Source organism: Acidiluteibacter sp., from assembly GCF_055129545.1.
In genome coordinates, this window is record NZ_JBSRUB010000004.1 from 56,564 (window position 1) to 78,023 (window position 21,460).

The window sequence follows — 21,460 nt, forward strand, 5'->3', positions numbered from 1 at the left end:
GAAAAGCCTTCTATCGAAAGATAGAAGGCTTTTTTGTTTTTGGGCGATTTGTGCTCGCACAAGCATAGAACAAAAATAAAAAAGACAAAAATCTGTGCAACAGATTTGGCTTTTCTTGTGGCAACCCCAATACAGGATGGGCCGACTGCAAGGAGGCCAACCCTGCCACCCCGAATGTTTATTTATATCACGATTTGTGCTCGCACAAGAATCGAACAAAAATAAAAAAGATAAAAAGTACATTTCGATACAAAATGAAAGCACCCCGAGTGGTTAATTCTGGCAATTCAATTTTACTTTCAGCTAAACCATTGTGTGCCTGAATTAATAGTATCGAGGGGCACATTCATTCCACTCAATGTACTTTTTAGAGGCTACTCTGGCTGAAAAAACCATACAGAATTAATCGGCTAAAGGAAGATCAATCTCGAAATATCCCTTATTTCACTTACACTAGTCTTGAAAACAATGCAATAATTACTCACTCTATAGTAATCCTATTTATTAAAAATATACTTGCCTTATCTCCTCTATCAATTATATTTGTAGTCTACCAATTGCTATTTCTTATGTTCAAGTTTCTCTCATCGTTTATTTCCATCTTATTTTTCTCTGCAGCATTTCAATCCTGCAACACTTCTACCCCACCACCAACTGAAATTGTATTAAACATTAGAGAAAGCGCAGGTGCAAGCACCATCCACCCCATCTTATTCAACGATGAATTATCTGGAAATATAGCGACCTACATTTTCCAGACGCTAACAGTTATTGATTTTAAAACGTTGGAATTAACCCCTCTATTGGCTGACTCCCTGCCAAGGGTGGCCATGTCGGATAGCGGAACTATTTCTTACTACTATCGAATACGAAAAGAAGCAAAGTGGGACAATGGCCAATCCATTACCGCTAAAGATGCAGAATTTGCCATCAAAATGAACATCATACCAAATCCTGAAGGGTTTTTGATGAACTCATTTAACGAAACCATCATCGATTTTAAATATGACCCATCCGATCCAAATGGATTCTACATCTATACTACGGGAGATTTAGTCTCCGGAGAGTTTCATTGTGGAGACATTAGTTTTATTCCACAATACTTATACGACAGTACCAATTATTTGAATCAGCTTACCGTAAAGCAAATTGCTGCTCACCGCGATTCATTGGCAGAAGACAGCAGTATGATTGCATTTCTGAATCAAGTAAATGACTTTGAATATAAAATCAATCCAAAATACATCAGTGGATCAGGGCCCTACCAACTGACCCTCCTCAATAGCGAAAGTAGAATTGAACTAGAAAAAAAGAAAGATTGGTGGGCAAATGAGATCAAAGATGAAGGCGTAGAACTGACGGCTAACGTGGATAAAATAATTATTCACGTTATTCCTGATGAGACGACTGCCCTTGCAGCGCTCAAAAATGGAAATATCGACCTCATTGGAGGAGTAACACCCAAAGAATTTACTGCCATGTCTAAAAATCCACTGTTCGAAACGAAATTCAACTTTTTGACGAGTGAGATCTTGGCCTATTATTCCATTGGATTAAATCTAAATCACCCAATATTGAGCAAAAAAAATAACCGAAAAGCATTGGCTCACCTAATTGATGTGGATAAAATAATAGATATTGTAGCCTATGGTTTGGGAGAAAGAGTAGTTGGCCCACTGCCATTAAAATTCGAAAAGCAATACAATAAAAACATCATTCCTTATCCGTTTGACCTTGAAAAAGCGAAAGAATACCTCGCAAAGGAAGGTTGGAAAGATTTAGATGGAGACGGTGTTTTAAACAATACGTTGAATGGTATAAAGTCAACTTTTGAGCTAGATTTCCTTTTTAATTCAGGGAATGAAAGTAGAAAGATGATCGGTTTAATCTTAAAAGAAGCCGCCGCTAAAGTGGGGATTAAAATCACTTTGAAGGAATTAGAGTGGTCCATTTATTTAGAAAACGTGCGAAACAGTAATTTTGATTTATACTTTACTGGCAAAGTATTCCCTCCTCTTCCACGGAACCATGAAAATACGTTTCATTCAAATGCCATCACAACTGGCGGTAACCACATCGGCTTCAATTCAACTGAGGTAGATCAAATCATTGATTCGTTAAACAAAACAACAGATCCAGCCATTCGACTAAAGCTCAACTACCGTTTTCAAGAAATCGTGCACGAAGAAGTACCTTACATTTTTCTTTATGCCCCATTGGAGCGCATGATTATATCAAAAAAATTCACCAATTATTCTTTATCGTCCATGCGACCAGGGTTTTGGGCACCTGGATTCAAACTCAGTGAATAAATGCTGCAATATGTAATCAAACGTATTCTTCTTGCGATTCCTACTTTTATAGGTATCTCGTTAATCGTGTTCTTCATTAGCATCAACACGCCAGGCGATCCTATGAGAATGATTCTCGATGAACGAACGTTTGATATGGAAAACGATGTTTCTAGAGCCAACATTGAAGCGAAAATAGCTACCATTAGGAAACATTTTCATTTAGATTTACCGCCTTTCTATTTTACAATTACTGATCAAACCCAATCGGACACGTTGTATCGGATTAAAGATCATGAAATGAAGCAGCATCTTTCTAAGATTGCTTTTCAAAGTGGCAATTGGTCGGATGTAAACGAGTATCACCAGGCAATTGAAAGGGTAATTAATGACGCCTATTCCAATAACTCTCAAGAGAAGAATAAAATATTGCACCTCATTGAGGAACTAAAAAGACAAAACTCAACTGAGCAATTGATGCAACAATTGATTGCTTTTAAATTTTCACCAAAGAGTGACAACCTTTCCTTTTCTTTTAAAATGCTCGAATACAATATTCTTAAATTAAATTCCAACAGTGATATTTTGGCAAGATATATCCCTCAATTCATTTGGTATGGAAGTGAGAATCAATACAGCTATTGGATGGCCGATTTCTTTTCGGGTGATTTTGGAACGTCTTACAGAGATCGCAAACCCGTGGGATTAAAGATAGGAACCGCTTTAAAATGGACGCTGATCATTAGTTTGATATCAATACTGCTCAGCTACTCTATTGGGATTCCATTGGGCGTATACAGCGCCAAAAAACACAACAGTCCCGTTGAACGAATTATTTCAACAACTTTATTCAGCATCCACTCCATCCCATCTTTCTGGTTAGCTAGTTTGCTCATTATTTTCTTGGCGAGTTATGAGTATTTTCCAATTTTCCCGAGTTATGGACTTGGACTTTTTGATCATCACGAATCTACTTTTTCTGAATTCATGGACTTGGCTTATCATTTAGTATTACCTGTCATTTGTTGGTCCTACTCTGGCATTGCCTATATCAGTGAACAAACCAAACGATCAGTATTAAATGAACTATCCTCGGATTACATTCGAACTGCTAGGGCGAAAGGATTGGGCGAAAAACAAATCTATTGGAAACATGCGTTTAAAAATGCGGCCTTTCCATTGATCACTCAATTTGGAAACCTATTTCCTGCTTTAATCTCTGGCTCATTTGTCATTGAATACATTTTTGCCATCCCCGGTATAGGAAAGTTATTACTCGATTCCATCGCATTGCGCGATTACCCCGTAGTCTTTAGCATTCTAATGATTAGTGCAGTTTTAATCTTAGTCGGAACATTGGTATCAGATTTATTATATCTAAAGTTTGACAAAAGAGTTTCATTATCTAAACAAATGGCTGTATGAAACTAATCAACTATATACGCCACTCATCTCCTGTTTTGTTTTGGTCATTAATTGGCCTCTTTTTAGTCGGTCTATTGGCCAATTTTATTGCAAATGATCGCCCACTATTCGCTTCCAAAAAAGGCGAATTAGTCCTGCCTTTTTTAGGAGACCACAACCCAATGTTGATCCAAGAATCCTACGATTGGAAAATAATGGCGCTTGTTCCCTACTCGCCCCAGTCTTTAGATTACAACAATGTGAAATCTGCAAGCCCATTTGAAAGTCAGCAAGTGGAGAGCTTAAGATACCGCCATTGGCTAGGCACAGATGAATTAGGAAGAGACATCCTTTCAGGAATTATTCATGGTACTCAACTGGCGCTTTTTATTGGAATTGGTTCAATGCTCATCGCTTCGATAATTGGATTATTTTGGGGTGCAATAGCGGGCTTTTTTGGTGATAATTCGCTAAAGGTTACTTGGATCAATATCCTTCTATTACCTATTTCTATTTTTATCGGCTACTTCTATGGTTTTCATCAAAGCACATTCTCTGTAGACTCGACCACCTTTTCTTTGGTTCAAATCGCAGTGATCAACCTTGCTTTCATAGCCTTATCAATTACCATTTGCTTATACATTAGTCAGTATTTGCATCAAATTTTAAAACTTAAACGACTCGTTACCATCCCCATCGATTTACTAATTAGTCGAATAATAGAAATTGTAAAATCAGTTCCTGTATTGTTCTTAGTCATTAGTTTAGCGGCTTTAGTCCAACCATCTGCATGGAACATTATTGGCATTATCGGACTTTTAGCTTGGACCAATATAGCGCGATACAGCAGAGCTGAAGTACTCAAAGTGAAGAACAAACCTTTTGTAGAATCAGCCAAAGCCTTAGGCTATTCAAATGCACGAATTTTATTCAAACATGTGCTTCCGCTTTCCATACAATCTGCTAGTGTCTTTATTGTTTTTGGGATTGCCGGTGCCATTCTTATGGAATCTACACTCTCATTCATCGGCATTGGAATTTCTGCCGAAGAAGTCAGTTGGGGCAGTATACTATCAGAAGCTCGAAAAAGCCCTTCTTCATGGTGGTTGGCCGTATTCCCAGGCTTAGCGATATTTATGACACTCTACCTTTTCAATCGATTAGCGACGGTAATCGAGGACCGAAATCGAAATTAATCTGGATCCGGATAAGCTATCCGAACATGATAAATATTCATTAACTTCTTCTTAAACATCTTCTTAATAGTACTGATGTCTTTAAAAGTAATGTCGGCATTGGCATACTGACCTTCGTCGATTTGATTTTGAATAATTCCATCCACCAACTTTTCAATGCTTTCTGTGTCGTACACTTTTAAACTTCTAGAAGCCGCTTCTACAGAATCCGCCATCATTAAGACCGAAGTTTCTTTGGAGTAAGGTATCGGCCCTGGGTATCTAAAATCATCTTCATTGATTTCAATATCGGGGTTTTGATCTTTGTAATTCATCAAGAAAAAACGCACCTTACTCGTTCCGTGATGGGTTCGAATAAAATCAATTATGATATCCGGTAATTTATATTTTTTAGCAATCTTAATTCCGTCTTTTACATGATTGATAATAATCTGCACCGACTCTTCTGGACTCAATTCATCATGTGGATTGATGTGAGTCGCTTGATTCTCGATAAAGTACATGGGAGCATTCATTTTACCAATGTCATGATACAATGCGCCTACCCTAACCAGCAATGAATTCCCGCCAATGGCTCGAATGGCTTCTTCTGCTAAATTAGCGACCTGCAATGAATGCTGAAAAGTACCTGGTGCTTTTAAATTTAGCTGCCTCAACAACTTATTATTGGTATCGGCAGTTTCCAATAAGGTGACTTCTGAAACAAATCCAAACAGTTTTTCAAAAACATAAATCAATGGATAAGCAAACAAAGTCAACATGGCACTCCCCAAAAACCAGGCAATTGCATTGTAATTGATCGTCGCAATGTCTCCTTCCTGAACAATGCTAATTCCAAAAAAACAAACACTGTAGATTGCAAAAATAATAGCCGATGATATAAATAATTGACTTCTGTTTTTTAAGCTCAACACACTAAAAATGGTCACAATTCCTGTGAGCATTTCGATTAAGATAAATTCATAGGGGTTTGGGGCAATAAATCCGACAATTAGAATCGTCACTAAATGAGTAAACAAGGCGGTCCGAGTATCGAAAAATGTACGAACGATAATGGGCAACATGCAAAATGGCACCAAATAAATGCTAAATACATCAATGCTCAATGACACTTCAGCGCCTAGCACAAACAATACAATTAATAGCAGCAAGAAACTCAATTGCAAATCACTAGAAATAATCTTCTTACGAAATAAAAAGAGGTAAAGAGCCAATAATAAGAGGACCAATGCCACCAACAATACTTGCCCGAAAAGGATATAATAGAACTGATTTCCTCCACCCACTTGATTTTCAAACTCCATTTTGAGCGATTGAATCATCTGCAACTTTTTACCATCAACAATTTCTCCTTTAGAGATGACGCTTTCGCCCCGCACCACTAACCCTTCTGTCAGTGATATTTTTTGAATACTTTCCTGATAGATCTGATTTGTTGTGGCCTCATCAAAAAAGATATTTTGTTCCAACACTTCTTCAAAATAGAGCAATGCCGCAGATTTAAAGCTCTTTTCAAGTTCATTCAAACTTTCGTCAAATGCTGCATATGCAGTTCTCGCCGTAAACAACTCACGCAGTTCTTTGGAAGAAACTAAATTCCCTTCTATCAACTCTATAGAATAATCCTCCGATTTGTTTTCTATGGAAGGAGTCAGCTGAACGACGCCTTTCTTATAGATTGTGGAAACTTCCTCTTGAACCGATTTTAATTGATTCAAAAACAATTCTTTTGAATTAAAAGCAAATTCTCCTTTCTCAAATTCTTGTGATAATTGCTCACTTATTTTTTTAGTAACCTTATCAACAACAGCCGTATCTACCTTAAAGTATAATTTCTTATTCTGTTCAAGCTCTTCTCGCTCCTTGGCTAATTTCTCAGCAGGTTTATAAATCGGAAAGTCAAAGGTTGCTATCAGGTCAGAATGCCCCCATGGTTTTCCTTTCTGAAACTCGTATTTAAACTTTGCTTCCTTAGGGAATATGAATACAATAACAACTATAGCAGCTATGAATATGAATAACTTAAAAAATCCATCGTATTGATCTCTAAAAAAATTCAACAATTGTTTCATGCACCTCTATTTTTGATACTACGAAAGTAATACAATTCAATTAAACCAAGTGCAATCATTCAATTAGAAAAGGTTTCTCTAATAGAACTTAAATAATTAATTTCGCAATGAATTTATTGAATAGAATCTTAAAACAATAATGATGATAAAAGACGTATATATCGTATCGGCAGTAAGAACTCCAATGGGAAGTTATGGTGGTGTATTGGCATCTGTGCCTGCTACTAAATTGGGTGCTACTGCAATAAAAGGAGCAATTGACAAAGCCGGAATTTCTGCTTCAGAAGTTCAAGAAGTTTTTATGGGCAATGTATTGCAAGCTAACTTAGGTCAAGCACCTGCAAGACAAGCTGCAATTTTTGCTGGTTTGGGTCAAAATGTACCTTGTACGACAGTAAATAAAGTGTGTGCATCAGGAATGAAATCAGTGATGTTGGCTGCTCAAAGCATCATGTGTGGTGACAATGACGTAGTAATAGCTGGTGGTATGGAAAACATGTCTTCGGTTCCCTATTACATGGAAGATACAAGATGGGGAGCTCGTTTGGGTAACAAAACGGTTGTCGATGGTCTTGTTAAAGACGGATTAACTGATGTCTATAACAATTATCACATGGGAAATGCAGCTGAGCTTTGTGCATTAGAATGCAATATCTCAAGAGAAGATCAAGATGATTTCACAATTGCATCTTATGAGCGTTCAGCAAAAGCATGGTCTGAAGGAAAATTTAACGACGAAATAGTTCCTGTAGAAGTTCCTCAAAGAAGAGGTGATGCAATCATCGTATCTGAGGACGAAGAATACAAGAATGTAAAAATGGATAAAATCAGAGATTTACGTCCTGTATTTCAAAAAGATGGTTCGGTAACTGCTGCCAATGCTTCTACCTTAAATGATGGTGCTTCTGCCCTATTGTTGATGAGTAAAGAAAAAATGGAAGCGTTAGGGTTGAAACCAATCGCAAAAATTAGAGGGTATGCTGATGCTGCTCAAGCACCAGAATGGTTTACTACCGCTCCTTCTTTGGCGATGCCAAAAGCAATCGAAAAGGCTGGTTTAACAACTGCTGATGTTGATTTCTTTGAATTAAACGAAGCTTTTGCTGTTGTAGGAATAGCAAACAATCAAAAAATGGGATTGAATCCTGAAAAAGTAAACGTAAACGGAGGTGCTGTTGCATTGGGTCATCCACTTGGAAGCTCTGGTTCTAGAATCATCGTAACGTTGATCAACGTATTGAAACAAAACAATGGAAAACTAGGTGCTGCCGGAATTTGCAACGGCGGTGGTGGTGCTTCTGCCATTGTAATCGAAAATATTTAATTTTTTCTACGGTCGAATTGGATTCATTCAATTCGACCGTATTTTTTCTCTAGCCTTTTATTGATGAAATACGGTATTTGTAATTTAAGTGTTGTCCCAGGACGTCTAGAAGCTTCAGACAAAAGTGAAATTGTAACCCAAGTTTTATTTGGTGAACTATTGAAAGTCTATGAGCAAAAGCAATCTTGGTTTCGTTGCAAAACGGTTCCAGATAATTACGAATGTTATATTGATTCAAAACAATTTAGTTGGATTGAAGAAGAAGAATTTCAACTACTAAAGAAAACACAACCTGCACTTTCTGCTGACTTGGTTCAAGTTTCTCAGCGTGTTTCAGACGATCAAATTATTCCGATTGTAATGGGGAGTAATTTGTACAATCATGAAGCAAGCAAATTCTCAAATGCCAACGAAACGTATTTATTTGAGGGAAATGTATATCCATTAGATAAAAAACCTGCCAAATCTCGATTGAAAGAAAATGCATTTATGTATTTGAATGCACCTTACTTATGGGGCGGTCGTTCTCCTTTTGGAATTGATTGTTCGGGCTTTGTGCAATTGGTGTACAAATTAAATGGCCTTCAATTGCCGAGAGATGCCTCCGCTCAAGCTAAAATTGGACAAACGTTGTCCTTCATTGAGGAAGCTGAAGAGGGCGATTTAGCCTTTTTTGACAACGATGAAGGCAACATTATTCATGTAGGAATAATGTTGGAAAACAACCGCATTATTCACGCTTCAGGGAAGGTTCGTATTGACCGAATCGACCACCAAGGCATCTACAATGTTGATACAAAAAGATACTCCCACCGACTTCGATTAATAAAATCAATCATATAACTGTATGAACTGGAGAGCATTTTATCCGATTGTTTGTTGTCTACTATTTTTCATCTCCTCTTGTCAGGTGAGTAAAAAGACAGCGCCATTGGCTAATGTGCACACCAAAGTGGACAAAGCAGATGCCCCTTTGCCCAAAAAGAATGATAAAAAAAAGGCGAAAGACGATAAAAAGGAGAAGAAAAAAGCAGTAGCTCCCATCATTAAAAAGGAAGCAGAAGACACACTAGCCTACTTGAGAAAAAAATACGCGCCACTTTTAAGCACAGTGCAAGACAGTATCAAAAATCTAGAACTGTATAAAGTGATTGATGAATGGATGGGCACTCCTTATAAATATGGAGGTCAAAGTAAATCAGGGACAGATTGTTCTGGGTTTGCAGGCATTTTATATACCAATGCATTCTCGGTTTCTTTAGCAAGAAGAGTCTCTGAAATTCATAAAACAATTCCCACTTTATTAAAGTTAGAAGAACTAAAAGAGGGTGATTTGGTATTTTTTGATATCGGAAAAAGAAAATTATCACATGTTGGTGTATATTTAACCAATGGTAAATTTGTGCACGCTTCCACATCACAGGGAGTAGTAATCAGCGATTTAAATATGGCCTATTATAAAAAATACTTCCGTTGTGGAGGTAGAATTATTAAATCTTAAAATTAATACACACTATGAAAACTAAAAACATTTCGTTCTCTATCTTAACTGCTTTGATCATCATAGCTACAGTAGCTTGCGGAGCTAAATCTTCGGAAGAAAATAAAACAAACGAAAAAGCTGGATTGGAAGTAATCACACCAGCACCTGAAAAAGCAGAAGCTAAAAAAGAAGAAGGTTTGTTTGCTGAAATCAATACTACAAAAGGAACTATACTAGTGCAATTAGAGTTCATTAAAACGCCTTTAACTGTTGCCAATTTCGTTGGATTAGCGGAAGGAACAATTGAAAATACTTTTAAAGCTAAAGGAGTTCCATTTTATGATGGAATCGTATTTCACAGAGTAATTCCTAATTTCATGATTCAAGGTGGAGATCCAACTGGTTCAGGAATGGGAGACCCAGGTTACAAATTTAGAGATGAGATTGATGCTACATTAAAACATGACAAGCCAGGGGTTCTATCTATGGCGAATTCGGGTCCTGGAGGAACAAATGGAAGTCAGTTCTTTATTACACACAACGAAACTCCTTGGTTAGATGGAAAGCACACTGTATTCGGCTATGTGGTAGAAGGTCAAAATGTGGTAAATGCCATTCAGCAAGGTGATGCAATCGAAACGATTAAAATAATTAGAGTAGGAAAAGAAGCGAAAGCATTTGATGCTGCTAAGGTATTTGCAGAGATGAAATAATCAGCATAAGATATAGTTACTAGAAACGTCGAGTTCCCTTGGAGTTCGACGTTTTTATTTTTGCTGGATTTTAAGTTCCATTAATTTCGCGATTTCTAAGCTTTCTGCTTCGGCACTTTTTAATTCTACAATTAATTTGACCGCATTTTTTTCAAACACCTTATATTCTTTTCTCATTTTCTCATTGAAAGCTGGTAGCACATTTAACCCTGTTTGTACTCCTATCACTTTGTTTCTAAACTTCTGCATCAAGACTCCTAAAAACAATACTGTTTTTCTAGCCTTCACCAATTGTGTAAACTCCGATTTTTCTTGATTGTAGTATTTTAATGATTCAACATAAAAGGCCAAGGATTCGAGAATGCACTTTTTAAACAATTCAATATTTTCATTGATACTGCCATTAAAAACTTCCAGTTCCTCTAAAATGAATTGCCCCACCTTTTCAATACTGTTTTCTTCCAAATTGGCATCTAACCCATTTTCAATCTCAGAAATATTGTTCATTTGGTGTCGAACTCGCGTATTCAAATTGTTGATTTGGGTCACCATTTGACCATAAGTACTGGCCAAGTTTTTATAGGCACTCCTTCCATTCTCAAGTTGTTCTATGAATATTTGATCATTATAATCTTCCATTTGTTGCAGGTTAGTGATTTAAATAATACTTAATTAATCAACCAATTAAAATACTATCAACTACTAAGCTAATAAAAAGCAATGATAAATAAAATAAGAGAATGCTTAGAAAAGGTTAAAAAGCGCCATTGCATAGATATAATACCTTGCAAATCGTGTCAATCCAAACAATGCCAATAATGGGAATGGATAACGAACCATACCGGCAGTCATACAAACCGGAGAAAAAGGCAAAGGGAATAATGCAGCGAAAACGACTACAAATCCGCCCCACTTTCTGATCAAATCAAAATGTGAAAGAAATTTGTGTTGAATGTATTTTTGAACTTTGTGTATTTTACCAATATATCTTCCGATAAAATAGGCTATCATACCACCACTGTAGGATAAAAAGGCCAAAAGCAATAATAAAGTGTAAGGAGATTCTTTTCCACCGGCCCAGACGATAAATAAGTCTGGAGGAATCAACCCTAGTATAATTTCAGAAAGTGTAAAAAATGTAAGTATCGCTGTATCGCTAAAACTAGAGAACATAAATTCCATCGCACTATCGACATCAATTACATATTTATTCAATGCAAATAGACCAACCACAAGGATGCCAATTCCAATTAAAAACCGGACAGTATGCTTTAACAAAAACGGATAAAGTCCTGTTCGTCTGTAATATATATGATACAAATGCATCTTATATTTGAAACTTCGGTGATTGACTGTTGATTCCTTTTTCATGTGTGTATTAGAGAGGGGCATTTATTACGATTGCAAAAATAGGGTTATTCTTCTATTAGTTGGTAGTTAATTTTAGTTAACTGACTACAAACAGATTAGTTGACTAAAACTGACCAGTTGACATCATAACCAAGGTACAAGCTTCAAAGGCATCTACGCCACTATCCAATGCTTTTTGCATGAATTCTGAATTTTCTGTTCCGGGATTAAAGATGAGTCGTTTTGGCTTTAATTCGTTTAGAATGTAATCGTAATACTCTGGTTGATTAGAAGGTCCAACATAAAGTGTAACGGTATCTACACCATCAATTGGCTTCAATTCCTTAATTATTTCCAGGCCATTTACTTCTCCATTTTTTATACCAATAGGAACAACTTCATGCCCATTGGCCATTAATTGATGAATGCAACGAAATGAATATCGAGATGGATTTGTTGAAGCACCTATTACTACTGTTTTTTTACTTTTACTCATTTCACTATTTTCAATTGTTTTAACATTCTAAGTTAGAAAATCAACACCATAAAACACCCGTTTTTATTCAGATTTGAGCTAACTTTAACAAAATTTAAATTTCATGAATAAGATACTATTGTTAGGTTCAGGTGAACTAGGAAAAGAATTTACAATTGCTGCTAAACGATATGGACAAACAGTTATTGCAGTAGATAGCTACCCAAACGCACCTGCGATGCAAGTTGCTGATGGATTTGAAGTCATCAATATGTTAGATGGAGAAGCATTGACTAAAATTGTAGATAAACACCAACCAAACATCATCGTTCCTGAAATTGAAGCCATTCGGACTTCCCTTTTTTATGATTTTGAAGCCAAAGGAATTCAAGTGGTGCCTTCTGCCAAGGCTGCTAATTACACCATGGATCGTAAAAAGATTAGAGATCTGGCTGCAAAAGACTTGGGTTTAAAAACCGCTAATTATCGATATGCTACCACACTTGAAGAGCTAAAAGAAGCTGTAAGTAGTGTTGGAATGCCATGTGTGGTAAAACCATTGATGTCATCTTCCGGTAAAGGTCAGTCTACGATTAAAGCTGAATCCGAAATAGAAACAGCATGGACCAATGCCAACACCAAAGGTAGAGGCGATCAATTGGAAGTCATTGTGGAAGCTTTTATTCAATTTGATTCAGAGATCACATTATTAACGGTCACCCAAAAAAATGGTCCTACTCTATTTTGTCCGCCAATCGGTCATCGACAAGAAAGAGGAGATTACATGGAAAGTTGGCAACCAGCGCACATTTCTGATGCCCAATTAAAAACTGCGCAAGACATGGCTGCTAAAGTCACTGCGGAATTGAAAGGAGCAGGAATTTGGGGCGTAGAATTCTTTTTAGGCGAAGACGTTTATTTCAGTGAGTTATCGCCACGGCCGCATGATACTGGGATGGTGACGCTAAGCGGATCTCAAAACTTTAATGAATTTGAATTACACGCTAGAGCTGTATTGGGTTTGCCCATTCCTGAAATTACTCAAGAAAAACATGCTGCCAATGCGGTAATTCTGTTTCAAAAAGATGAAGTAAAAACACCAGAATATTCTGGCCTAGAAAAAGCTGCAAATTATCCGAAATCAGACTTTAAAATTTTTGGAAAACCAACAACTCGACAATATAGAAGAATGGGAATAGGAATCGCTTACGATTCAGTTGGAACTGATGTAGATGCATTAAGAAAAAAGGTAAAAGCCATTGCTGACGAAATAAAAGTGGATTAATTGAGCCAATGTTAGCCATCTGCATTCCTATATACAATCAACGGATAGAACCTCTGCTAAATGCATTGGAACAGCAAATTGTTGCGATCAGTTATCCCATCGAAATTGTATTGATTGATGATGCCTCAGATGCAGCTATTCAACATCTAAATTTTAATGTTGCCTCAAAACACCGATACGTCGTTTTGGAACAAAATATTGGTCGTTCAAAAATCAGGAATCGGTTTCTGAAACACACTTCTGCTGACTATTTATTGTTCTTGGATTGTGATGCTTTAGTTCAAAATGAATCCTTCATATCCAATTACATACTATCTATTCAGCAAAATCTACAGGTAGTTTGTGGCGGGAGACTGAACAGCTCTGAACCGCCAGAAAGAGCACAGTACTTGAATTGGAAATATAGCGTAAACAGAGAAAGCAGTTCGATTGAAAAGCGGAAAGAACAACCGAATCAATCCTTTATGACCAACAATTTCTTAATCAAACGCACCATTTTTGAGGCAGTCCTTTTTGATGAAAGTTTGAAGGATTATGGTCATGAAGACACCTTATTTGGCTTTGAATTGTATAAACGAGGGATTACCATTACTCACATAGAAAATCCCATATTCAATGGGGATATAGAAAACAATGTGACCTATATCAATAAAACTGAAAAGGGGTTAATCAACTTGGAGAGGATTTGTAAAAATTTAAACAATGATCCAGAATTCATTTCATCCGTTAGACTTTTAGATTATTACTTCTCTATTCAAAACACTACCACACTTCAGTTTATTCGAATAAGCTTTCAATTGTTTCACAAATTGACATTAAATTATTTAAAATCAGGATATGGCAGCTTGAAATTATTCGACTTTTATAAGTTAGGGTACTTTGATAGTATCAGGGAAAATAAATAGTGAAAGAAGTTAGAATAAGGCTATCATTTTAATCAAAACTTTTCGCCTTAAAACGAAAAGTTGAGGCTAATTCCAGTAGTGAGTGACTTAAATTTTACAACAGAATTATTGGTGTATTCAACGGTTTTAAAATCTATAGTTTGAGAATCTTTTCCAGATAAACTAAAAAGTCCCTCATCGTATTTGGCAAATAAACCAATACCGATATGATCAGTAATTGAAAAATTAGCTCCCATTTTAAAACCATACACTACACTCACTGCACTTTTTTCTACAACACTAATTCTTACATATGTCCGACCATCATTTGGATTCGACTCATCATAAAAATTATAATGTTGTTCAGGATTAATAAACTTCGCTCTACCAAAATATGGATTAAAATAAAAATAATGTTTTCCATTGGTCCTTGCTTCTGCGCCAACCACAAATGCAGTAAGGTTATAATCTCTATTACCTGTACCTACTGAATTCATATAAAATGAGTTGACACCTTTTTTTTGATCAAATAGGTCCTCATTCATTTTCATTTTTCCAGAAGTGAAGCCCATCGTTACTGCTACATTTTTAGATACTGAAATAGCGTAATCGATACTAAAACCCAATCCTACTTCTGCAAAACCTACTTCATCGGATGCTAAGTCTCCTAGAGGACTCATTGATCCTAAATTAATTGAAATTCTATTTTTGTTTGGCACTTGGCTTTCTTGGGCAAATACACAAACGGTGAGCATTGTAAAAAGGGAGGTAATGAGCAGCTTTTTCATTATTCTATAGTAAGGTTTAGTATTTGATTTTATTCTAAATACTGGCTCATAAATATACGAATTAGATTCTACTCAATTTTAATTGAAAGAGTTTCAATTTATCCAAAAATAATGAAAACAACATCTTAACCAATGCTAAAGCTCTCTCTAAATAGGTTGATTTTCTTGTAAATCTAGAGTGATAGAGGATCTTTCAAACATCTCTTTATCAATTCTAAGCCTTCAAATATTAATGCTTACATTTTTACACAACTAAGATTCAAATCACTCAAGATCAAAATATCGCAACTTAATACTATTCATTTTTTACACAGTTGGCTTTTCGATTCTCATTATTCAAATGGCTAAATTGAAAACTAAAAATCCCCATTTATAGTTGTAGTAAGTATTCATATTAGTTGAATTCAATACCATCAATAGATTCCATTATCCAATTACCCTTTTTTTTCTAGCCCATCCACATAAGCTTTAAAGTTATTTAAGATAGCTTGCCATCCTCCTTTTTGCTGTTCTGCACTGTTTTCGTCCTCTACATCAAATTCCGTTAAAACCTGAACATTGCCATTCAATTCATTGAATGTTGTCACTACCTTTCTGCCATCAGACAAGGCATATGAAATCTTTTTAAATTCAATAATTTCGTCGTAAACTCCTTCAAAATCAAATCCAAAACTTCCATCTTTGGCTTCCATTCTAGAAACCATTTTACCGCCTACTCTTAAATCATTCTCGGCAGAAGGACAATGCCATTCTTCAGATGCGAAATTCCAATTTACGATGTGCTTTGGTTGCGTCCAATAATCCCAAACATTCTTTTTCTCAGCATTTATATTTGCCTCTACAACTATCTTTGTGCTCATCTTTATTGATTTTTAAAACAGGTAAATTTATTGGTTTATCAGTAAACTTAAAAAGGTTATCTTAAAATATTAGGGATAAATCTTATCAAAATATTTCACAATTGTGAATGAAAAGAATTCTAGGTAATTTTATTTTAGTGATTCACTTTAGAATTAAATAACAGGATTTCAATCTTTAAACCCCATGTGCTACGATATCAAAACAAGCCTAAATGCCCAATTAAAAAAAGCAAAAAGAGAGAATAATTCATCAGTCATTGCCGAAATAGAAGAGCAAATGGCACCGATGACTGATTTGCCTTTGTTTCATTCATCTGGATTTGATCATCCTAAATTATTTATTTACACCGCACAATCACCTTCGGTTCCTATCATAGCCAATTGGGGATTAGTACCCGATTGGATAAACGGAGAAAAACAAAAAAATGACCTATGGAACTCCACTTTAAATGCAAGGGGTGAATCTATTTTTGAAAAGCCCTCCTTTAAAGATGCTGCTAAAAATGGCCGATGTATTGTCTATATCGATGGGTTCTATGAACATCACTATCGAAGTGGACAACGAATTCCGCATCTGATCTTTCATAAAAATAAAGAACCACTCGCAATAGCCGGCCTCTGGAACGAATGGAAAAATGAACAAGATGGATTGGTCATCAATACTTTTTCCATTGTGACTTCTCCAGCCAATAAGCTGATGAGTGAAATCCACAACAATCCAAAAATTGAAAGTGCACGGATGCCGCTCATTCTTTCTGAAGCTGATGAGGCCATTTGGTTAGACCCTAAAATTGAGTCAGAAAAAACAATTAATTCGCTAATAAAAGCTTCCCCAGACGGAGAATTGGACGCCTATACGGTTCGAAAATTAAAAGGCAAATCTTACCTCGGAAATGTTGAAAAAACAACTGAAAGGTTTGAGTACACTGAAATGAATACTTTGTTTGACTAGGCTAAAGTAAAAAACCCTTTCAGCTAATTTACATCAACTAAAAGGGTTTCCTCAATCCAAATCTCTTTATTTCTTTATTCACTAAACAGACTGTCTACAAATGCTTTTCTATTAAACACTTGTAAATGCTCAATGCCTTCGCCAACACCAATGTATTTCACAGGAATTTTAAATTGATCTGAAATTCCAATCACCACACCACCCTTGGCGGTTCCATCTAGTTTGGTTAAGGCCAATGCATTTACTTCAGTTGCTAATGTAAATTGTTTCGCTTGTTCAAAGGCATTTTGACCAGTGGAGGCATCCAAAACCAATAAGATTTCATGCGGTGCATCAGGAATTAACTTCTGCATCACTCGCTTAATCTTACTCAACTCATTCATCAAGTTGACTTTGTTGTGCAATCGACCGGCTGTATCAATAATGACAACATCTGCATCTTGTCCGATCGCTGACTGCAAGGCATCAAAGGCCACTGAAGCAGGATCTGCACCCATTCCTTGTGTCACCACTGGAACATCCACTCGTTCACCCCAAATTTTCAGTTGATCAACCGCTGCGGCTCTAAATGTATCTGCAGCCCCTAAGACTACTTTATAACCAGTCTGCTTCAATTGATACGCTAGTTTACCAATGGTAGTCGTTTTACCAACTCCATTTACACCAACCACCATAATCACATATGGTTTTTTATCTTTTGGAATAGAGAATTGGGTATAATCTGACGTATTGTTTTCAGCCAATAAGGCTACGATCTCTTCATTTAGAATCGCATTCAATTCTGATGTATTGACAAATTTATCTCTCGCTACTCGTTCTTCAATTCGACCAATGATTTTCAATGTCGTGTCAACACCGACGTCAGAAGTCACCAAAATTTCTTCAAGGTTATCTAAAACCTCATCATCTACTTTAGATTTACCAATAATGGCACGACTTAGTTTACCAAAAAAATTTTCTTTTGTTTTGGATAGACCTTCATCGAGGTGCTCTTTCTTCTTTTTGGAAAAAATATCAAATAATCCCATAGGTGTATATAAAAAAAGCTTCCCCCAGTACGAAAGAAGCTATTAATTTTATGTAAGAACGATTACTTCTTAAAGAAGTCGTTCACATTATCGTTAAGTATAATCTCTTGCTTAAAAGCATAAGATCCTGTCTTTTCAGACTTCACCATTTTAATAACTTTAGTGAAACTTTTTGCTCCTTGCTTCTGTAACGATGCTACTACTTTCTTAGCCATAACTAATAACTTTTACTTAATTTCTTTATGAACCGTCATCTTCTTCATGATCGGGTTGTATTTTTTAAGCTCCATTCTCTCAGGAGTATTTTTTCTGTTTTTAGTAGAGATGTAACGAGAAGTTCCCGCTAATCCACTCTCTTTGTGCTCTGTGCACTCCATGATGATCTGGATTCTGTTTCCTTTACCTTTTTTTGCCATTGGTCTATTTATTTTATAGAGGGGGCAAATTTAAGTAATTATCTCTTAAAGAACCAACCTTTAGAAAAATTATTTTTACTTAAAATTCAGCCTCCATTTTCATCATTTCCTCAATTGCTTCAATTGTTCTCGGCGCTGCTTCTGATAAGTTTACCGGCTCACCATCAGTGATTAAAATATCATCTTCAATCCGAACACCAATGTTCCACCATTTCGGATCGCAATCCGATCCTTCTGAAATGTATATTCCAGGCTCTACAGTTATCACATTACCCGCTTGTAAATTCTCATATGTTCCCCAATCGTGCACATCCAACCCTAAATAATGAGAAGTACCATGCATAAAATAATTACGTACTTCTCGCTTATCCTTAATGATTCCTAACTTCAATAAACCCTCAGTTATAATTTCTGTTGTAGCTTCATGTGTGCTCTTAAATGGATTGCCAACTTTGCACGATCTGATACCAGCATTTTGAGCTTTCAATACCAAATTGTAAATGGCCTTTTCCTCTTCAGAGAACTTTCCATCAACTGGCAATGTACGTGTGACATCTGCTGTATATCCTCGATACTCCGCCCCTACATCACTTACTAACAAATGGTCATTTGATAGTTTTTTACGATTGCTTACATAATGCAGCACACAACTGTTCTCTCCACCGCCCTGTATAGATGGAAATCCTGGGTATTCCGCACCTTCTTTCTTAAATACATACTCAATTACCGCTTCGGTTTGATACTCCGTCATGTCGTCTTTCAACGATTTCATTAATGCAATTTGAGCAGAAAGGGTAATGTCAATAGCTTTTTGCATTAACACGAGCTCTTCAGGCAATTTAAGCTGTCTCAGTTGTGCCATATAAACCGCCAACTGTTTCTCCGATTTTTTTACTTTTCTTGATTTTATATCCCTTTGAAATGACGCTTTCATTTCATGCAGCAACTTGTTGGATGAGTTAATATCCACTTTATTCAAATTTTCAGGAATAAAATAAACCGTCGAATATTTTTTCCAATTGAATGGATTCAGGTCAAAATTAGTATTCGGATAAACAGTTTGAATTCCCAAATAATCAGCAGCCAAAGGCGGACCTAATCGACGGCCATCCCAGACTTCTCTTTTTGGATCTCGTTCTGGAATCCATAACACTTCTGATGTCCATTTTGAATCCAACAGTATAGAATCTTTCAGTAGGATTAGCGCAGCATTTGGCTCAGTGAAACCAGTGAGGTAATAAAAATTAGGATCTTGATGGTATTCAAAATCAACATCATTCGATCTATTTTTAATTGGATTAGCAAAAAATATAGCCACACTATTTTCCTGCATTTTCTCCCTTAACGCCGCTCGTCTTTGGGCATGAAACGCTTTTGACAATCCATCAGCATCGTATTTATATCGGGATAAATGGATGTCTGAATCACTTTGCTGTCCAACCAATAAAGATGTGCAGCACATGGAGAAGAGGAAGAATATATTTTTCATAATTTTTTAAGCAAAAAAAAACGTTGCTACTAAGGTAACAACGTTTTTAATAAATATTATTATGAGCTTACTTCATAAAACCTTTTAATTTGGCTTCTTTGATACAAGCTTCCAATCCGTTTTTGTTGATGTTTCTGATCGCAGAAGCAGAAACTTTCAAAGTCACCCATTCGTTGGTTACTTCATTGAAAAATTTACGAGTAAATAAGTTTGGATAAAACTTTCTCTTTGTTCTAGCTTTAGAGTGAGAAACGTTATTCCCTACCATCACTTTTTTTCCTGTTAATTGACAAACTCTTGACATCGTATATATCTTTAATAAATTCTATTATTTTCGGACGGCAAAGATATGTAATAATTCTTTATCATATCAATCATTCTAACAAAAAAATAATGCATTTTAATCTCCAATTTTATAAGGACTTAGCATTAATAACTATTTTTGTCTAAAATTTAACCCACAGTTCACATGAAAAAAGCACTTATCCTTTCGGCAATTCTTCTAGTTTCGCTAACCAGCTTTGCACAATGCAAATATAATGAAGCGGTTTCAAATGAAAACGTTATTTTATCTTACAAGTGGAAAAGAGCTAAATTGTTTGATAAAAACAGTGACATGGAATTGCGAATTAAAATAAAAAACTTAAAAAAGTCAGCAATTTTGGTTGATTTCAATGCAGACTATTATTTGGACGGAATTTTACAAGAAACCTCTGTAGTAGAAGATTTTTGCATTAAATCTAAGCGAACAGCTAGAGGAAAAGTAAATGGAATAATATTGAAACCAAATTCAGAAATAATTGAAATTCGAGAAAAAGAAAACTTTAAACTTGAGTTTAGTGGCCTCTCAACCGAAGAAACTGAAGCTTGTGAAAAATAAACCATTATTATCCGTAGCTAAAATTATTGGTGCAGTCGCCTTTATATGTGTCTGTGCACAAATTAGCTTTGGTTTACCAGGTGGCATTCCATTTTCGGGACAATCGTTAGCTGTTTTGGCCGTTGCGATAACCATGGGGTTTAAAGAAGGAACCTTTGCCGTGGCGATATATTTAATATTAGGAGCTTTGGGCTTGCCCGTTTTTGCAGGAGGTTCATACGGGTATGAGCATTTCTTCAATCCATTTGCAGGTTATTTAATTGGTTTTTTAATTGCTGCAGCTGTGGTTGGTAAATTGAAAGAGAAAGGATTTGATAAAACATTTTCAAAAAGTTTTATCGCCTTCCTTATCGGACATGCAATCATTTTGACCTTAGGAACTTTTGTTGTTTATCTTCACAGAGATTGGCAAACAGCGTGGATTTATGGGTTAAAACCATTTTTAATAGCAGCTGTAATAAAATCACTTTTAGGCAGTTTAATTACTCCCATTTATTACCAAATAAAAGATGATTGGTAAAGAATTTTTTCAAATCTGAGTTGAATAAATTAAGTTTACTGCCTACTAAA

Annotated in this window: 22 protein-coding genes and 1 pseudogene; 12 read left to right on the forward strand and 11 right to left on the reverse strand. The window is 36.0% G+C overall.

All coding sequences use genetic code 11. The features are described from left to right. The first annotated feature begins 569 nt into the window (after positions 1 to 569). The 3 genes from ACTB0X_RS01595 to ACTB0X_RS01605 are packed head-to-tail and all read left to right on the forward strand — an operon-like array spanning position 570 to position 4,891. Positions 570 to 2,312: an ABC transporter substrate-binding protein gene (locus ACTB0X_RS01595; RefSeq protein WP_463023227.1), complete on the forward strand. Its 1,743-nt coding sequence runs from the start codon at positions 570 to 572 to the stop codon at positions 2,310 to 2,312. Further along, positions 2,313 to 3,716 (forward strand): ABC transporter permease, encoded by a 1,404-nt coding sequence (locus ACTB0X_RS01600; RefSeq protein WP_463023228.1) that lies wholly within the window; start codon positions 2,313 to 2,315, stop codon positions 3,714 to 3,716. It begins immediately after the preceding gene. After that, positions 3,713 to 4,891: an ABC transporter permease gene (locus tag ACTB0X_RS01605; protein WP_463023229.1), complete on the forward strand. Its 1,179-nt coding sequence runs from the start codon at positions 3,713 to 3,715 to the stop codon at positions 4,889 to 4,891. Before ACTB0X_RS01600 ends, ACTB0X_RS01605 begins: the two co-directional genes overlap by 4 nt. On the opposite strand, the gene ACTB0X_RS01610 is transcribed toward ACTB0X_RS01605, so the two are convergent. Beyond that, positions 4,888 to 6,963: an HD family phosphohydrolase gene (locus ACTB0X_RS01610; protein WP_463023230.1), complete on the reverse strand. Its 2,076-nt coding sequence runs from the start codon at positions 6,961 to 6,963 to the stop codon at positions 4,888 to 4,890. The two genes, ACTB0X_RS01605 and ACTB0X_RS01610, sit on opposite strands and share 4 nt — an antisense overlap. 145 nt (positions 6,964 to 7,108) lie before the next feature. Between ACTB0X_RS01610 and ACTB0X_RS01615 the strand changes: the two genes are divergently transcribed. From ACTB0X_RS01615 to ACTB0X_RS01630, 4 genes and pseudogenes are all read left to right on the forward strand, one after another. Further along, positions 7,109 to 8,287, forward strand: a complete 1,179-nt coding sequence (locus ACTB0X_RS01615) for an acetyl-CoA C-acyltransferase (protein ID WP_463023252.1) — start codon at positions 7,109 to 7,111, stop codon at positions 8,285 to 8,287. Positions 8,288 to 8,350: 63 nt separating this feature from the next. Beyond that, positions 8,351 to 9,130 carry a C40 family peptidase gene (locus ACTB0X_RS01620; RefSeq protein ID WP_463023231.1) on the forward strand — a complete coding sequence of 260 codons (780 nt, stop codon included), beginning with the start codon at positions 8,351 to 8,353 and terminating at the stop codon, positions 9,128 to 9,130. 4 nt (positions 9,131 to 9,134) lie between these two features. Further along, the gene (locus ACTB0X_RS01625; protein WP_463023232.1) at positions 9,135 to 9,788 is read left to right on the forward strand and encodes a C40 family peptidase; all 654 of its coding nucleotides are present in this window, start codon (positions 9,135 to 9,137) and stop codon (positions 9,786 to 9,788) included. Positions 9,789 to 9,967: 179 nt separating this feature from the next. Then, a pseudogene (locus tag ACTB0X_RS01630) lies at positions 9,968 to 10,468 on the forward strand (peptidylprolyl isomerase); the annotation flags it as partial. A 69-nt stretch (positions 10,469 to 10,537) separates the two neighbouring features. On the opposite strand, the gene ACTB0X_RS01635 reads toward ACTB0X_RS01630, so the two are convergent. From ACTB0X_RS01635 to ACTB0X_RS01645, 3 genes are all read right to left on the reverse strand, one after another. After that, positions 10,538 to 11,122, reverse strand: coding sequence for a hypothetical protein (locus ACTB0X_RS01635; protein ID WP_463023233.1), 585 nt, complete (start codon positions 11,120 to 11,122; stop codon positions 10,538 to 10,540). Between the two features lie 105 nt (positions 11,123 to 11,227). Further along, the gene (locus ACTB0X_RS01640) at positions 11,228 to 11,854 is read right to left on the reverse strand and encodes a YqaA family protein (RefSeq protein ID WP_463023234.1); all 627 of its coding nucleotides are present in this window, start codon (positions 11,852 to 11,854) and stop codon (positions 11,228 to 11,230) included. Positions 11,855 to 11,957: 103 nt separating this feature from the next. Then, positions 11,958 to 12,329 carry a CoA-binding protein gene (locus ACTB0X_RS01645; RefSeq protein ID WP_463023235.1) on the reverse strand — a complete coding sequence of 124 codons (372 nt, stop codon included), beginning with the start codon at positions 12,327 to 12,329 and terminating at the stop codon, positions 11,958 to 11,960. A 103-nt stretch (positions 12,330 to 12,432) separates the two neighbouring features. Here ACTB0X_RS01645 and purT point away from each other — a divergent pair, with 103 nt between their 5' ends. Together purT and ACTB0X_RS01655 are read left to right on the forward strand one after the other, a co-directional pair. Then, positions 12,433 to 13,593 (forward strand): formate-dependent phosphoribosylglycinamide formyltransferase, encoded by a 1,161-nt coding sequence (gene purT / locus ACTB0X_RS01650; RefSeq protein WP_463023236.1) that lies wholly within the window; start codon positions 12,433 to 12,435, stop codon positions 13,591 to 13,593. An 8-nt stretch (positions 13,594 to 13,601) separates the two neighbouring features. Further along, the gene (locus tag ACTB0X_RS01655) at positions 13,602 to 14,498 is read left to right on the forward strand and encodes a glycosyltransferase family 2 protein (RefSeq protein WP_463023237.1); all 897 of its coding nucleotides are present in this window, start codon (positions 13,602 to 13,604) and stop codon (positions 14,496 to 14,498) included. Positions 14,499 to 14,545: 47 nt separating this feature from the next. Here the strand turns inward: ACTB0X_RS01655 and ACTB0X_RS01660 are convergent, their stop codons facing one another. Further along, positions 14,546 to 15,265: a hypothetical protein gene (locus ACTB0X_RS01660; protein WP_463023238.1), complete on the reverse strand. Its 720-nt coding sequence runs from the start codon at positions 15,263 to 15,265 to the stop codon at positions 14,546 to 14,548. A gap of 434 nt (positions 15,266 to 15,699) precedes the next feature. After that, on the reverse strand, positions 15,700 to 16,125 hold the full coding sequence (locus tag ACTB0X_RS01665; protein WP_463023239.1) for an SRPBCC family protein: 426 nt from the start codon (positions 16,123 to 16,125) through the stop codon (positions 15,700 to 15,702). 184 nt (positions 16,126 to 16,309) lie between these two features. Here ACTB0X_RS01665 and ACTB0X_RS01670 point away from each other — a divergent pair, with 184 nt between their 5' ends. Continuing rightward, positions 16,310 to 17,077: an SOS response-associated peptidase gene (locus ACTB0X_RS01670; protein ID WP_463023240.1), complete on the forward strand. Its 768-nt coding sequence runs from the start codon at positions 16,310 to 16,312 to the stop codon at positions 17,075 to 17,077. A gap of 74 nt (positions 17,078 to 17,151) precedes the next feature. Here the strand turns inward: ACTB0X_RS01670 and ftsY are convergent, their stop codons facing one another. The 5 genes from ftsY to rpmB form a co-directional block, all read right to left on the reverse strand. Continuing rightward, positions 17,152 to 18,105, reverse strand: coding sequence for a signal recognition particle-docking protein FtsY (ftsY, locus tag ACTB0X_RS01675; RefSeq protein ID WP_463023241.1), 954 nt, complete (start codon positions 18,103 to 18,105; stop codon positions 17,152 to 17,154). A gap of 62 nt (positions 18,106 to 18,167) precedes the next feature. Further along, positions 18,168 to 18,320, reverse strand: coding sequence for a DUF4295 domain-containing protein (locus ACTB0X_RS01680; RefSeq protein WP_463023242.1), 153 nt, complete (start codon positions 18,318 to 18,320; stop codon positions 18,168 to 18,170). A gap of 12 nt (positions 18,321 to 18,332) precedes the next feature. Then, entirely contained in the window at positions 18,333 to 18,521 is a 189-nt protein-coding gene (gene rpmG / locus ACTB0X_RS01685; protein WP_463023243.1) for a 50S ribosomal protein L33, read from the reverse strand. Positions 18,522 to 18,600: 79 nt separating this feature from the next. Next, positions 18,601 to 20,010 (reverse strand): aminopeptidase P N-terminal domain-containing protein, encoded by a 1,410-nt coding sequence (locus tag ACTB0X_RS01690; RefSeq protein WP_463023244.1) that lies wholly within the window; start codon positions 20,008 to 20,010, stop codon positions 18,601 to 18,603. 67 nt (positions 20,011 to 20,077) lie between these two features. Further along, a complete protein-coding gene (rpmB, locus tag ACTB0X_RS01695) occupies positions 20,078 to 20,314 on the reverse strand; it encodes a 50S ribosomal protein L28 (RefSeq protein WP_463023245.1) in 237 nt (78 codons plus the stop codon). A gap of 165 nt (positions 20,315 to 20,479) precedes the next feature. Here rpmB and ACTB0X_RS01700 point away from each other — a divergent pair, with 165 nt between their 5' ends. Further along, entirely contained in the window at positions 20,480 to 20,890 is a 411-nt protein-coding gene (locus ACTB0X_RS01700) for a hypothetical protein (protein WP_463023246.1), read from the forward strand. Further along, the gene (locus ACTB0X_RS01705; RefSeq protein WP_463023247.1) at positions 20,880 to 21,410 is read left to right on the forward strand and encodes a biotin transporter BioY; all 531 of its coding nucleotides are present in this window, start codon (positions 20,880 to 20,882) and stop codon (positions 21,408 to 21,410) included. The genes ACTB0X_RS01700 and ACTB0X_RS01705 overlap by 11 nt, the downstream gene beginning before the upstream one ends. Positions 21,411 to 21,460 lie beyond the last annotated feature (50 nt).